Source organism: Streptomyces sp. NPDC053426 (genome assembly GCF_055585405.1).
Map to the genome: position 1 here is coordinate 24,840 of NZ_JBVJKE010000017.1, position 12,533 is coordinate 37,372.

At 72.9% G+C, this 12,533-nt stretch carries 13 protein-coding genes and 1 pseudogene; 10 read left to right on the forward strand and 4 right to left on the reverse strand.

The annotated features are described in order from the left end of the window. Window positions 1-14 precede the first annotated feature (14 nt). Window positions 15-140, forward strand: coding sequence for a hypothetical protein (locus ACZ62B_RS29765; protein WP_468726832.1), 126 nt, complete (start codon window positions 15-17; stop codon window positions 138-140). Between the two features lie 186 nt (window positions 141-326). Here ACZ62B_RS29765 and ACZ62B_RS29770 read toward each other — a convergent pair whose 3' ends face one another. Then, on the reverse strand, window positions 327-899 hold the full coding sequence (locus tag ACZ62B_RS29770) for a GNAT family N-acetyltransferase (RefSeq protein ID WP_468726830.1): 573 nt from the start codon (window positions 897-899) through the stop codon (window positions 327-329). Window positions 900-1,088: 189 nt separating this feature from the next. Next, a complete protein-coding gene (locus tag ACZ62B_RS29775) occupies window positions 1,089-1,655 on the reverse strand; it encodes a TetR/AcrR family transcriptional regulator (protein ID WP_344561143.1) in 567 nt (188 codons plus the stop codon). A gap of 71 nt (window positions 1,656-1,726) precedes the next feature. On the opposite strand from ACZ62B_RS29775, the gene ACZ62B_RS29780 reads away from it, so the two are divergent. After that, window positions 1,727-2,203: a nuclear transport factor 2 family protein gene (locus ACZ62B_RS29780; RefSeq protein WP_469692766.1), complete on the forward strand. Its 477-nt coding sequence runs from the start codon at window positions 1,727-1,729 to the stop codon at window positions 2,201-2,203. 111 nt (window positions 2,204-2,314) lie between these two features. Here the strand turns inward: ACZ62B_RS29780 and ACZ62B_RS29785 are convergent. Further along, a pseudogene (locus ACZ62B_RS29785) lies at window positions 2,315-2,512 on the reverse strand (DUF1707 SHOCT-like domain-containing protein); the annotation flags it as partial. Between the two features lie 282 nt (window positions 2,513-2,794). On the opposite strand from ACZ62B_RS29785, the gene ACZ62B_RS29790 reads away from it, so the two are divergent. From ACZ62B_RS29790 to ACZ62B_RS29825, 8 genes are all read left to right on the forward strand, one after another. Continuing rightward, window positions 2,795-3,808 carry a methyltransferase gene (locus ACZ62B_RS29790; protein ID WP_344561140.1) on the forward strand — a complete coding sequence of 338 codons (1,014 nt, stop codon included), beginning with the start codon at window positions 2,795-2,797 and terminating at the stop codon, window positions 3,806-3,808. 161 nt (window positions 3,809-3,969) lie between these two features. Next, on the forward strand, window positions 3,970-5,208 hold the full coding sequence (locus ACZ62B_RS29795; RefSeq protein WP_344561139.1) for a cytochrome P450: 1,239 nt from the start codon (window positions 3,970-3,972) through the stop codon (window positions 5,206-5,208). Between the two features lie 216 nt (window positions 5,209-5,424). Beyond that, window positions 5,425-6,132 (forward strand): flavodoxin family protein, encoded by a 708-nt coding sequence (locus tag ACZ62B_RS29800; RefSeq protein WP_344561137.1) that lies wholly within the window; start codon window positions 5,425-5,427, stop codon window positions 6,130-6,132. Beyond that, window positions 6,129-7,538 carry a phenylacetate--CoA ligase family protein gene (locus ACZ62B_RS29805; RefSeq protein ID WP_344561135.1) on the forward strand — a complete coding sequence of 470 codons (1,410 nt, stop codon included), beginning with the start codon at window positions 6,129-6,131 and terminating at the stop codon, window positions 7,536-7,538. Before ACZ62B_RS29800 ends, ACZ62B_RS29805 begins: the two co-directional genes overlap by 4 nt. A gap of 16 nt (window positions 7,539-7,554) precedes the next feature. Continuing rightward, complete coding sequence (locus ACZ62B_RS29810) at window positions 7,555-9,069, forward strand: anthranilate synthase component I family protein (protein ID WP_344561133.1); 1,515 nt, start codon at window positions 7,555-7,557, stop codon at window positions 9,067-9,069. 5 nt (window positions 9,070-9,074) lie between these two features. Beyond that, entirely contained in the window at window positions 9,075-9,716 is a 642-nt protein-coding gene (locus ACZ62B_RS29815; protein WP_344561474.1) for an anthranilate synthase component II, read from the forward strand. 122 nt (window positions 9,717-9,838) lie between these two features. Continuing rightward, a complete protein-coding gene (locus ACZ62B_RS29820) occupies window positions 9,839-11,149 on the forward strand; it encodes a phenylacetate--CoA ligase family protein (RefSeq protein WP_344561131.1) in 1,311 nt (436 codons plus the stop codon). Beyond that, on the forward strand, window positions 11,118-11,327 hold the full coding sequence (locus ACZ62B_RS29825; protein ID WP_468726820.1) for a DUF6052 family protein: 210 nt from the start codon (window positions 11,118-11,120) through the stop codon (window positions 11,325-11,327). The genes ACZ62B_RS29820 and ACZ62B_RS29825 overlap by 32 nt, the downstream gene beginning before the upstream one ends. A 104-nt stretch (window positions 11,328-11,431) precedes the next feature. Here ACZ62B_RS29825 and ACZ62B_RS29830 read toward each other — a convergent pair whose 3' ends face one another. Continuing rightward, a complete protein-coding gene (locus ACZ62B_RS29830) occupies window positions 11,432-12,265 on the reverse strand; it encodes a hypothetical protein (protein ID WP_469692770.1) in 834 nt (277 codons plus the stop codon). Window positions 12,266-12,533: the final 268 nt, after the last annotated feature.

The following is a 12,533-nucleotide window of genomic DNA, read 5'->3' on the forward strand; positions in this document are numbered from 1 at the left end:
ATGAGTACGAGCACGTGTCGTCCGTCCGGGGCGATGACCACTTCACCACGATGCGCAAGGAACTCACGCCGTACGCCAAGACGCGCGCGGTACGGGAGCTGTCCGGCCGGGTGCGCGAGGTAGCGGTGGCCAAGGCCTGAGAACGCAGGGCGCTTCTGGGAGAGCTGTCGGCCAACCCCGGAAGCGCACTACCCACGGTACGGACATCCGGGTTCGGCCGGATCCCGGCAGACGTCCGGTGGCGGCCTCCCGCCGGCGAGCGCACCCCGCGATCGGTACCGCTGTCGGGCGATCACCAACCGAGGGAGAAGGGACTTGACGCTCGCTCAGCGGACTGGAACCGGCACGGCCGTCGGCCGCCACTCGCGTCTGATCAACCCGAACACCCAGGAGTCGGACACCTCGCCGTTGACGACGCAGTCTTCCCGCAGCGTCCCTTCCCGCACGAACCCGATCTTCTCCAACACCCGGGCGGACGCCACGTTGCGCGTGTCCGCCTCGGCCTGGACCCGGTTCAGGTCCAGCGTGTCGAAGGCCCACCGCAGCAGGGCGTGGGCGGCCTCCGTCGCGTAGCCGTGGCCCCACATCGCCTCGTCGAGGACATAGCCCAACGACGCGCTGCGGTGGACCGGGTTCCATTCGACCAGGCCGCACCAGCCGACGAAGGCCCCGTCGGAAGCCCGGTCGATGGCCACCCGCGCTCCGGTGCCCTCGTCCGCCGTCTTCCGGCACATCGCGATGAAGCGTTCGGCGCGGGCCCGTTCGGTCCACGGCGGGGAGTCCCAGTAGCGCAGCACGTGGGCGCTGCTGTGCAGGGCGAAGAGGGGATCCGCGTCGGCGTCGGTGAAGGGCCGCAGGCGCAGGCGAGCGGTGTGCAGTACGGGGGTGGCCAAAGTCATGCGCACCATCGTGTGTCCTCATGGGGCGGGCAGGACACCGAATATCCGATCCCGGTCGGGTCCCGCGGTCAAGGCACCGCCCACCGGCGAATCGCGCGCCGCCTTCATCCGGCGCGCATGTCACCGACGTTCCGGGACGGCACGACAGGTGTCGCGGGCCATGAGGTCGTCGGCGCTGCGGCCAGGGGGTCAAGGCGTCCCGAGCAACGTCGCGACGGCTGCACGCGCATGACGGGCCGGGGCCGGGTCGCCACTGATACCGGCCGTCACGATGGCTCCTTCGGCCAGCAGGAAGACCGGTTCGGCCACCGGCAGCCCGGTGGCGCGGACCCACCCCGCGATCTGGTCGTGGAACGCCTGCTTGTGCGACCGGACTTCAGCCAGCACCGCCTCGGACGAAGGGCCGAGTTCGCCATGGGCGTTGACCCAGGCGCATCCGCGGAAACCGGGCTCCGCGAACCACTTGGCCAGCCAGTCGAAGACCGCGAGCACGCGCTCGCGGGGGTCCGGAACCTGCTCCACGTGGGCGGTCAGGTTCCCCCGCCATCGCTGATCGCGACGCTTGAGCACCGCCACCACCAGGTCCTCCTTCGCCGCGAAGAACCGGTAGATCCGCTTCAACGGCAGGCTTGATGCCGTACGGACCTCGTCCATGCCGACCGCCTGGATGCCGCGCTCGTAGAAGAGCCTTTCCGCCGCGTCGAGCAGTGCCTCACGGTCCAGGCGGTTCTGCTCGTCGGTGATCGGGGCTGGCATCCGGCACTCCTTGACGTCGAGAACGATCGTTCCCTATCGTAGCCCCGGCCGATAGGAAACGATCGTTCTCGATGCGGGAGGCAGCAGTGCCGGAAGACCGACCGCCCTACCCACCGTTCACGCGGGAAACCGCCCTGCAGAAGGTCCAGGCCGCTGAAGACGCGTGGAACACCCGCGATCCCCACCGGGTGGCACTGGCCTACACGCCCGACTCGAGGTGGCGGAACCGGGACACGTTCATCAGCGGGCGCGAGGAGATCGTCGCTTTCCTGACACACAAGTGGGAGCGGGAACTCGACTACGCGCTGCGCAAGAGCCTCTGGGGGTTCCACGAGAACCGGATCGCCGTCCGGTTCCAGTACGAGTGGCACGACGCGGAAGGCCGCTGGTGGCGCAGTTACGGCAACGAACTGTGGGAATTCGACGAGCGCGGCCTCATGCGACGCCGTGAGGCGAGCATCAACGACGTCGCCATCCCCGAAGCCGATCGTCGTATCCACGGCCCCAGGCTCAGGGACGAACACGGAGCCGACATCCCGCTTCGTTAGAACCGCCACCACGCCGCCCCGAGGCGGGGGACCCCGGGACGCGCCGTGCACGCCGCCCTTGAGCACCGGCGGCGGCAGGCTCGCGGGGGAGTCCGCCGGCGGCAGGCCGGTGGTCAGGACGGCCGGTTCGGCGTGGGTCCTGGAGGTCAGCGCCTGCTCCAGGCGCGAGTCCAGCTCGTCGAAATCGATGCGCCCCTCGGCCGCCGCGTCGCGCAACCGCTCCACCACCGCTTCCCGGTCGTCGTGGGAGGCGCGGAGCCCTCCCGGGGGAGCAGGGCGCGGGGAAGGCTCGGGAGGCCGGGTGGTCATGGGCGCAAGGACAGGCAAGCGGCCGGCGGACGGTTCTGCGGGAGTGACACGGCGGGGCTCCGGTCCCGGCCCACCGGGGTCGGTGCACGCGCGCCGGTGGTTCCCGCGCGGCGGGCGGGCGTACGAGACGGCGTTCGCGGTGCGACGCCGAGGACCGCCCGCCGCCCCCCGTACGACCCGGCGTTCCAGGAGCGCAATCCAGGAGATGGGCCGGGCCCACCGCTCCGCGAGGATGGCACCGCGGGCCCCGCTGTGCCCGCGGTGAAGGAGGACATCGCTGTGTTGGGTGACGAGGACGGCAGTGCCGCCGCGCTGTGGCGGATGGCGAACCTGGGCACGCCGATGGCCGTGCGCGTGGCCGCGACCCTGCGGATCGCCGACCACATGGCCGCCGGCACCCGGACGGCACCGGCCCTGGCCGAGGCCGTCGGCGCCCACCCCGGCGCCCTGGAGCGGCTGTTGCGCTACCTGGCCGTGCGGGGGGTGTTCGAGCGTGACGAGGACGGCCGGTACGCCCTCACCGCCCTGGGGCGGCCCCTGTGCGAGGACCACCCGGCCGGTCTGCGCGCCTGGTTCGACATCCACACCGGCGGACGCGGCGAGCTCTCCTTCGTGGAACTGCTGCACAGCGTCACCACGGGCGAGGCCGCCTTCCCGGTGCGCTACGGGCGCTCCTACTGGGACGACCTGACCGCCGACGCCGAGCGGGCCACCGCCTTCAACTCCCTGCTGGGAGCCGACGTGGCCGTCCGCGCCCCGGACATCGTCACCGGCTACGACTGGGGCCGCCTCGGCCACGTCGTCGACGTGGGCGGCGGCGACGGCTCCCTGCTGACCGCCCTGCTCGAAGCCCACCCCGGCCTGCGCGGCACGGTCGTGGACCTGAAGGAGGCCGCGCTCGGCGCCGAACGGTCCTTCGCCGCCTCGGGCCTGGACGACCGCGCCGACGCCGTCACCGGCAGCTTCTTCGACCCGCTGCCCGCCGGAGCCGGCGGCTACGTGCTCTCGCTGATCCTGCACGACTGGGACGACACCGCGGCGACCGCGATCCTGCGCCGCTGCGCCGAGGCCGCAGGGCGCACCGGCTCCGTCTTCGTCATCGAGTCGGTCGGCCCTCAGGGGGACGCCCCGCACACCGGCATGGACCTGCGGATGCTGTGCGTCTACGGGGCCCAGGAGCGCGGCGTGCCCGAGTTCGCCGCGCTCGCCGCCGACGCCGGCCTGAAGGTGGCCGCGGTCCATCCCGCCGGCCCTTCGGCGATCATCGAACTGACCGCCGCCGACCGCACCGAGTGACCACCGTCGGCCACGCCACGCCACGGCCGGCCCGTCCGACCGCACCGCGTGACCGCACCGCGTGACCGCCGCCGTCCACGCCACGGGCCGGCCCGCCTGCCCGTGCCGCGTGACCGGCCCGCCCGGCCGCACCGAGCGGCCCGCCGCAGAGGAGACCCCGGATGGCCGAGCCCGCCCCCCTGTCCCTGACGGAGGCGTTCGCCGCCCTGGGCACCGCGCGGGGGCGGCAGGACCCCTACCCGCTGTACGAGGCGATCCGCGCCCACGGCGACCTCGCCCGGCGCGGACCCGGCCGGCTGGTCGTCACCGGGTACGACGAGTGCGCCCGCGCCCTGCGCGACAACAGCCTGCACGTCCAGGACCGTACGGCCTACGACGCCGCCGGTCCGGCCTGGCGCGCCCACTCCTCCCTGCGCGCCTTCACCAGCTCGATGCTCTACAGCAACGGGGCCGACCACACCCGTCTGAGGTCCCTGGCCGCTTTCGCCTTCACCCCGCCCCGGGTGCGCGAACTCGCCCCGGTCGTCGAGGACATGGCCGACCGTCTGCTGGACCGCATGGCGCGCCTCGGCGCCGGCGGCGGTCCCGTCGACGTCATCGCCGAGTTCGCCTCCCGGCTGCCCATCGCCGTCATCGGCGCCCTGCTCGGCTTCCCCGAGGAGGACCAGGTCTGGTTCCGGGAGATGGCCTCCACCATCGCCGTGTCCACCGACGGCCTCTCCGACCCCACGGCCCTGAACCGGGCCGACGCCGCGATGGACGCCCTCGCCGGCTACTTCGGCCGGCTCGCCGGGGAACGCCGCCGGAAGCCCGCCGACGACCTCCTCACCCTCCTCGTCGCGACCCACGACGGCGAACCGGAGCGGCTCAGCCACGAAGAGCTGATGGGCAACCTCATGGTGCTGCTCACCGCCGGCTTCGAGACCACCAGCTTCCTCATCGGCCACGGCCTGATGATCGCCCTGGACCACGCCCCGTACGCGCACCGGCTGCGCGACGACGCGGACTTCGCCGACGCCTACGTCGAGGAGATCCTGCGCTACGAGCCGCCCGTCCACGTCACCAGCCGCTGGGCCACCCGGGACACCGAGCTGCTCGGCACCGCCGTCCCGCGCGGCACCCGGCTCACCCTGATCCTGGCCGCCGCCAACCGCGACCCGCGCCGCTTCACCGCACCGGACCGCTTCGACCCCGCACGCGGCGGCGCCCCGGGACCCCTGAGCTTCGGCGCGGGCCCCCACTACTGCCTCGGCGCCCCCTTGGCCCGCCTCGAGGCCCGGATCGCCCTGCCCCGGCTGCTGCGCCGCTTCCCGCGCCTGACGGCCGCCGCGTCCCCCGTCTACCGCGACCGGTGGGTCGTACGCGGACTCGACACCTATCCCCTCGTGCTCGGCGCCTGACCTGCGCCGCCGCCCCTCCCGCGCGCCCGCGGGGCGGGGATTTTCGCACAGCATTTAGAGAGATGCGCCTTCACGCCCGCGGACGTGACGATTCAGGTAAGTCGGCGGGCCCCCACGACGACCTGGCGAAGCCGAGCCCTCCGCGCCCTGCTCTCCGGCGGCCCACCGCCGACTGCGCCGGAACCGCCGAATCCTCGCATGCGAAGGAGTCATCCCGTGACAGCACCACTCAGGATCCTGGCGATCAACGGATCGGAGCGTGACGGCAACACCGCCGACGTCCTGCGGTACGCCGCCGGGGTCGCGGCGCGGCGCGGGGTCGAGTTCGAGACGGTCGATCTGCGCTCCGTCCGCATGGACCGCTGCGGCCCGTGCGGCGACTGCAACACCCGTACGGTCCCCTGCGCGGTGGAGGACGGCGTCGCCGACGTGGTGGCCAGGATGATCGAGGCGGACGGCATCGTCTTCGCCGCGCCGGTCCACGGCTTCGGCACCGCCAGCCTCATGCAGACCTTCATCGAGCGGGCCGGGGTCGGCCACCTGCGCTTCGACCGGCCGCTGACCAACAAGGTCGCCGGCGTCGTCTCCGTCGCCCGCCGCTACAGCGCCGGCGAGGTGTGGGCGCAGCTCACCGTCAACGCCCTGCTCAACCGGATGATCGTGGTGGGCAGCGGGTTCCCGGCCACCGTGCACGCCCTGCACCGCGGCGACGCGCTGAAGGACGACGAGGGGCTGACCAACGTCTCCCGGCTCGTGGACCGGATGATCGACATGATGGAGCTGCTGGCCGAGCACCGCAGGCTCACCGGGCAGGACGGCCCGATCCACACCGGCGAGGCCAACGAACGCGTGGGACTCGCCCTGAACGCCGCCGAGTTCGAGGACACCCCCGAGCCCGCCCTCTCCGCGCAGGCCCGGCCGTGACCGCCGACGGCACCGACGCCTTCCTCGCCGCCCACCGCCGGATCAGCGACTCCTTCCACGACGGCACCCTCACCGAGCGGGAGCTGGCCGACTGGCACGCCGAGCGGCTGACCGCCGTACTGCGGCACGTCACCGCCCGCTCCCCGTTCTACCGCCGCCACCTGGCCGGCGTGGACGTCGAGGCCGTCACCCCCGCCACGCTCACGGCGCTGCCCTTCACCACCAAGGACGACCTGCGCCGCGAGATGTACGACGTCCTGTCCGGCCCGCTCTCCGACGCGCGGATCTACTACGAGACCAACGGCACCACCGGGGCCGCCACCCCCTGCCCGCGCGGCGCCCGCGACATCGCCGCCTCCAACACCGCCGTGGAGCAGTCCTGGCGGCATCTGCTGCGCACCCGCTTCGGCGACCGCAAGCCCGTCGTCGGCCTCATGGGACCGTCCGAACTGTACGCGTTCGGCGACGTGTTCACCGACGTGGCCGCCACCCTCGACCTCTGCCACGTCAAGATCTGGCCCGAGTCCCCGCGCGTCGGCTTCAAGAAGGCGCTGCGCCTCATCGAGGAACTCGGCGTCGAGGTCGTCGTGTGCGCGCCCGCGCTGTGCCTGAGCCTGGCCAAGGCCGCCCTGCACCACGGCTACGACCCGGCCGCGCTGCCGGTGAAGCTGTTCCTCGTCCTCGGCGAGATCTGCACCCCGCAGTTCGCGGCGAACGTCTCCACCGTCTGGCCGCAGGCCGTCGTACGGCCCGCCCTGTACGGCTCGCAGGAGGCCCTGTGCATCGCCTCCGGCGCCGACAGCGGCGCCCTGCACCTGTCCTCGCCCAACTACCTGGCCGAACTGGTGGACCCGGACACCGGCGCCCCGCTCGGCCCGTACGGCACCGGCGAACTGGTGCTGACCATGCTGGTCGACGGCATCAAGCCGCTGATCCGCTACCGCACCGGGGACCTGGTCCGGCTCACCCCCGCCCCGCCCGGCTCCGCCCTGCCCGGCCCGGTCGTCGAGGTCGTCGGACGCGCCGGCGACCGCATCCCGCTCGGCGACGGCCTGCTGTGGCCGGCCGAACTGGAGGCGGCGGTGCTCACCGACGTCCGCGGCTGCCTGGGCTACCAGGTCGTCGTCGACAGCGCACCGGACGGCGGCGACCGGGTCACCGTCCGCATGGACCTCCTCCCCGGCACCGCCCGGCCCGACCGGGTCGCCGCGGCCGTCACCGCCCGGCTGCGCGAACGCACCGGCGCGCACAGCACCGTCGTGGTCGACACCGACATCGACCCCGTGACCCACACCGGTTCGTTCGTCAGCTGGAAGGCGGCCCGGGTCCTGGACCGCCGCTTCGGACCCGACGGCGCGGCGCGCACCGCCCGACAGGTCGCGCACCGCTACGCGATCACCACGTGAACCGTAAGGACCTGCCATGACCGATCCGCACCCGGCGGCGCCCGCCCCGGTCCGCGTGACGACACACGCGCGGGCCCTGCCCCAGCCGGCGATGCTCCCCGCCTACCGCGCCCTCGCCGAACGCTTCGGACCCGACCAGGTGTACCTCCTGGAGTCCGCCGCCGGCCCGCTGCGCGACCGCCGCTACCAGTTCGCCGGCTTCGGCACCCTGCTGTCGCTGTCCGTCACCGACGGGACGGTGCGCGTCGCGGGCCGCCCCGGCCTCGTCCGGCTGCTGCTTCAGCGCGCCCGGCCGCTGCTCGCGCACGACGCGGCGGACGCGTCGGACACGGCCGACGGGACGGGGCACGCGACCGTGCGGCTGCGCTCCTTCAAGGACCTGTGGGCGCTGCTGCGCACCGCCCAGCGGATGTTCGACGCCGAGGGCTCGGCCACCCGCTTCCGCTTCGGCTTCCTCGCCTACTTCGGCTACGACGCCGTCCGTTACGTGGAGGACCTCCCGCACCTCATCGAGGAGCGCCCCGACCTGCCCGACGTCCACCTCGTCCTGCACCAGGGCTGTGTCGTCGCCGATCTGGAGGGCGGCGGGGCCGAGCTGCTGCTGCACGAGTCCGCGCACTGGGAACCCCTCGACCAGGGCGGCGTCCTCGGCCTGCTCGCGCGGGCCGAACGGACCCATCCCGAGCCGGCCGCCGACACCTTCCCCGAATCCGTCGTCACCGACGACAGCGAGCCCGACCTGTTCGCCGCCGACGTCGAACGCTGCCTGAAGCACATCGCGGCCGGCGACATCTACCAGGTGCAGATCGGGCACGAGCTGACCATCCGCTCCCCGGCCCGCCCGGCCGACGTCTACCAGCGGCTGCGCCGGCGCAACGCCTCGCCGTACATGTACCTCGCGAGCCTGGCGGGCCAGTGCGTCATCGGCGCGAGCCCCGAGCTGTTCGTGCGGATCGAGGACGGCACCGTCACCATGCGGCCCATCGCCGGCACGCTGCCGCGCACCGGGGACGACGAGGCCGGCGCCCGGCGGCTGTCCTCCGACCCCAAGGAGATCGCCGAGCACACCATGCTCGTCGACCTGTGCCGCAACGACATCGGCCGGATCTGCCGCGCCGACACCCTCCAGGTGCCCGACCGGCTCACCGTCGAGCGCTACTCGCACGTGCTGCACCTGGTGTCCACCGTGCTGGGGGAGGCCGAACCGGACAAGGACGCCTTCGACACGATCGCCGCCCTCTTCCCCGCCGGCACCATGACCGGCACCCCCCGGATCCGGGCCATGGAGATCATCGAGTCCGTCGAGCGCAGCCGCCGCGGCCTGTACGCGGGCGCCCTCGGCGTCCTCGACGTCGGCGGCTACACCAACCTCGCCCTGTGCATCCGCACCCTGTTCCACCGCGACGGCGTGTACCGCACCCGCGCCTCCGCGGGCATCGTCGCCGACTCCGAGCCCCGCGCCGAATGGCGCGAGACGCTGGCCAAGATGAGCGCCGCACACTGGGCGGTCACCGGAAAGGAACTGCTGTGACCCGGATGTTCACCGTCCGGCCCGCCTCCGGTCCGCCCCCGCGGATCCTGGTGGTCGACGCGTTCGACAGCTTCGTCGACATCCTGCGCCAGTACCTGATGTCGGCGGGCGCCGTCCCCCTCATGGTCCGCTCCAACGCGCTCATCCCCGACGACGTGCCCGCCATGGGACTTGACGGCATCCTCCTCGGCCCCGGCCCCGGGCACCCGGACGAGTCGGGCCACGTGGAACTCGTACGGGCCTTCGCCGGGCGTCTGCCGCTGCTCGGGGTGTGCCTGGGACATCAGGCCATCGGCCGTGCCTACGGCGCGAGCGTGGTGCCCGCCGAGCACCTCGTGCACGGCAAGACCAGCCGGATCCGCCACGACGGACACGGCCTGTTCACCGGCCTGCCCGACCCGTTCGAGGCGACCCGCTACCACTCCCTCGTCGTGCCCGGGGAGAGCGTCCCGGACTGCCTGGAGGTCACCGCCCGCTCGGTGGACGACGGCTATGTGATGGGGCTGCGCCACCGCACCCTGCCCGTGGAGTCGGTCCAGTTCCACCCCGAGAGCTTCCGCACCGACCACGGCATGGACATCATCACCAACTACCTGAGCGCCGTACGGGAGTTCAGCACCCGGGCGGCCACCGTCACGGCCGCCTGAGACCGCCCGGGACCGCCTGGGGGCGCCGGCCACGGACCGCACGCGCAAAGATGCGCCGCCGGGCCGGCGGGCGTCAGGATTCCCGGTGTCACCGACCGCCGGGCGTACATGGGGAGACATACGTGGACTACTGGAACAGCACAGCGGAGACCATGCCGCGCGAACGGCTGGAGTCCTGGCGGTGGCGGCGCCTCAGCCGCGCTCTCGACCACGCCCGGCGTTCCTCACCGTTCTGGAACGCCCGCATACCCGAGGGCATCACCTCGCTCGCCGACTACACCGCCCGGATGCCGCTGCTGTACAAGGCGGACCTGCTCGCCGCCGAGGAGCAGGCACCGCCGTACGGCACCTGGCCCTCGCTCGACCCGTCGCTGGGCGTGCGCCACCACCAGACGAGCGGCACCAGCGGCAACCCGCCGGTGCGCACCTTCGACACCGAGCGGGACTGGGTGTGGTGCGTGGACACCTTCTGCACCGCCCTGTACGCCAACGGGGTGCGCCCGCACCACAAGGGCATGGTCTGCTTCGGCTACGGCCTGCTCGCCGGCTTCTGGGGCATGCACTACGCGCTGGAGCGCATGGGCTGCACCGTCTTCCCCTCCGGCGGCCTCGACTCCCGCACCCGCGTCCGCCTGCTGGTGGACCAGCGGATCGAGGTCCTCGGCCTGACCCCCAGCTACGCCATGCGGCTGATCGAGACGGCCCGCGAGATGGGCGTCGACCTCGCCCGCGAGGCGAACGTGCGGATCATCCTCGCCGGGGCCGAGCCGCGCTCCGACTTCACCACCCGCACCATCGAGGAGGCCTTCGGCGCCCGCGTCTTCAACGCGGCCGGCACCACCGAGTTCGGCGGCGTCTTCATGTTCGAGTGCCCCTCGCGGCGCAACGCCTGCCACATCAACGAGCAGTCCTGCTTCGACGAGGTCCTCCACCCCGAGACCATGCAGCCCGTCGGCTACGGCGAGGAGGGCGTCCGCGTCACCACGGGACTCTCCCGCGAGGGCATCCAGCTCTTCCGCCACTGGACCGAGGACGTCGTCGTCAGACGCCCGCACACCGAGTGCGGCTGCGGCCGCACCTGGGACTTCTACGACGGCGGCATCCTGCGGCGCGTCGACGACATGCGCAAGATCCGCGGGGTGTCCGTCACCCCGGTGATGATCGAGGACGTCGTCCGCTCCTTCGACGAGGTCAACGAGTTCCAGTCGTCCATCCGCACCGTACGCGGGCTCGACACCGTCCACGTCAGGGTCGACGCGGGCGAGCTCGCCGGACCGGCCGCCGACGCGCTGTGCGGCCGTATCGCGGAGGAGTTCAAGCGCGAGATCGGCATCCGTCCCGTGGTGGAGCTCGCCCCCGCCGGCAGCCTGCCCCGATCACAATGGAAGGCGGCACGACTCCATGACGAACGTGTCCTCGTCTCTCACGGCTGAGCAGGAGCTCCACCTCATCGAGAGCTACCGCACCCTGACGCACCTCGCGGACACCGTCCAGGTGCCCGCGGTCCTCGCCTCGGTACGGGCCTGCCTGGCCGAACTGCGCCTGGCCCTCGACGGCCAGGCCGTCGACTTCGACTACTACCGCGAGCCCACCCGCGTCCTCGTGGCCTGACGGCGCCTCGGAGTGGAGCCGTGCTCCCGCTCAGCGTGGCGCGGGAGCACGGGTCGGTGGGGCGGTCAGCCGTCGCCCCCGGGCGGGGGTGTGACCGGGCTCGGTCAGGCGAAGGTGTTGGCGTAGAGCCGCGCCTTCGGGTCCTCGGTCGTGCAGTGGCCGGCCGTGTCGTACGAGGTGGTGGCGGAGTCCAGCCGGCCGCCCCCGTTGAAGTCGGCCACGGCGATACGGGCCGTGGACTCGGTGCCGACCTGCTGTTCGACGAGCACGTTCCCCTGGGCGTCCAGCTCGTAGGAGAAGACGCCCTGCGCCGGGGCGGGGCCCCGCACGCCGATCAGGAACCCGTCGTCCCCGTCGTTGTCGAAGTCCGCCACGACCACGTGGTGCCCGACGGCGTCGTACTCGGCGCTGGGCCGCGGGAAGACCTTCAGCCGGGTGCGGCGCCACGGCTTGGCGAAGGGTGAGGCCGTGCCGTTCGGCCGCACGCAGGCGGCGATGGTGTTCCCGACCGCGAGGTTTCCGCTGCCGCGGAACCAGCGGTCCAGCCCCTGGGACTTCCGGGACGGCACGCCCGTGCCGATCGTGCAGTGCTGCCAGGGGCTTTCGGGGGCCGGCCCGGGTCCGGGGCCCAGCCGGCTGATCCCCTCGCCGGAGGCGAGCAGGAACGACTCCCGGTCCGGTCGCGGGGTGCCAGGGGAGCGGTCCTCCACCACGCCGTGCACGACGGTGAAGTGGCTGGTGTCCACGGCGCGGCCCGTCCACCCCTGCGCGCTCGTCACATCGTCCGGAAGGTCGTAGACCATCACGTGCACGGGGGAGTTGACGCCCGTCTCCCCACCCTGCGGCCCGACCACCGGGAATGCGGCGAGCTGGACGCGCCGGTCCGTGGTCCGGACGCGCGGCTCGTCCGGGCACGGGGACACCTGCCCGGCAGGCATGCCGGCGCGCGGGCACGCCGGGCGCCGACGGCGCGACTGGCGGGAGCGTCAGCGGACTCGTATGTCCGGCGCTCCCGAGAGGCGGCCACGCGGACTGGCTGTCCACGGGCCACCGGGCCGGCGGGCGGCGACGTCCGCACCCTCCAGAGTCATGCCTGCCGCCCTCCCCGGGGTGGCGGCCCATCTCGAGCGATCGTCACCCAGGGGGAGTTGACGACAGCCGTACGTAGCGGTGGCGGATGTTGTGCGCCCCGGCGCTGTCCCGGGG

Coding starts and splice junctions, on each gene's coding strand:
- ACZ62B_RS29770 (WP_468726830.1), bottom strand. CDS start 899: ATGACTTTGGCCACCCCCGTACTGCACACCGCTCGCCTGCGCCTGCGG.
- ACZ62B_RS29775 (WP_344561143.1), bottom strand. CDS start 1,655: ATGCCAGCCCCGATCACCGACGAGCAGAACCGCCTGGACCGTGAGGCA.
- ACZ62B_RS29780 (WP_469692766.1), top strand. CDS start 1,727: ATGCGGGAGGCAGCAGTGCCGGAAGACCGACCGCCCTACCCACCGTTC.
- ACZ62B_RS29795 (WP_344561139.1), top strand. CDS start 3,970: ATGGCCGAGCCCGCCCCCCTGTCCCTGACGGAGGCGTTCGCCGCCCTG.
- ACZ62B_RS29810 (WP_344561133.1), top strand. CDS start 7,555: ATGACCGATCCGCACCCGGCGGCGCCCGCCCCGGTCCGCGTGACGACA.
- ACZ62B_RS29815 (WP_344561474.1), top strand. CDS start 9,075: ATGTTCACCGTCCGGCCCGCCTCCGGTCCGCCCCCGCGGATCCTGGTG.
- ACZ62B_RS29825 (WP_468726820.1), top strand. CDS start 11,118: ATGACGAACGTGTCCTCGTCTCTCACGGCTGAGCAGGAGCTCCACCTC.
- ACZ62B_RS29830 (WP_469692770.1), bottom strand. CDS start 12,265: ATGCCTGCCGGGCAGGTGTCCCCGTGCCCGGACGAGCCGCGCGTCCGG.